Genomic DNA, 724 nt, shown 5'->3' with positions numbered 1-724 from the left:
CAACGATTTGGTGCCCTGCTCGCCAAAGCATTCCAATTTCCCGCGGCAAATTACGTTTATCTGGTTGATGGCCGCCCCGTCATCACCTTTTGGGGTTTTATTAATCTCGACCAAAAACCTCGAACCGACGCCTTAGCGTGCCTGCGCGAAGCCTTACCGGTCATCACGGCACAACCGCTGGTCGATCCGATTGCACCGCCCATTGCACAGCCCAACGCTGCCGCCGTCTATGCAGAAACGGCGTCACTACCGGTTGAGCCAGAAAACGAACCCGACGACGCGCCCAAGGTGGCGATCCCTGCTGTGCCAGCGACGGCACCAGGGAAATCGGCATTGCGTCGCTGGTGGTGGGTTGCACCGGGCGTGGCACTCGCCGGTGCATTAGTGTGGCAGTTCCGCGCTGGCGTACCGAGTAAACCGATAACTTCAGAACCCGTGGTGGCACATACGCCAGAAAAACGCGTGCTAAAAGTCAATGAAGCTGAGACCGTTGCACAAAACGCCACACCGATAGCACCACCGCCCGTTGCTGCTGAAAGGCCGCCAGAAGCCGAAAAGGCGCCCGCCGTTGCGCATCCAGAAACAGCGCCGGTAGTAGCACAGAAACCGGCCCCGGTGCCCAGCGCACCACCGGTTGAAACCGTGGTAGCAGAAGCAAAACCGGAAGAAGCCAAGCCGGTAGACAAAAACGCGCTGGTAATGCCATCGTTGGCGGTCAAGCTGG

Annotated in this window: 1 pseudogene; it reads left to right on the top strand. The window is 59.0% G+C overall.

What is annotated here, in order from left to right:
• Positions 1-724: pseudogene (locus J5224_RS32590) on the top strand (hypothetical protein); the annotation flags it as partial.

This window comes from Candidatus Symbiopectobacterium sp. NZEC135 (assembly GCF_025962695.1).
The sequence above is the reverse complement of the archived record's forward strand: the minus strand, read 5'-3'. Positions and strand labels throughout refer to the sequence as shown.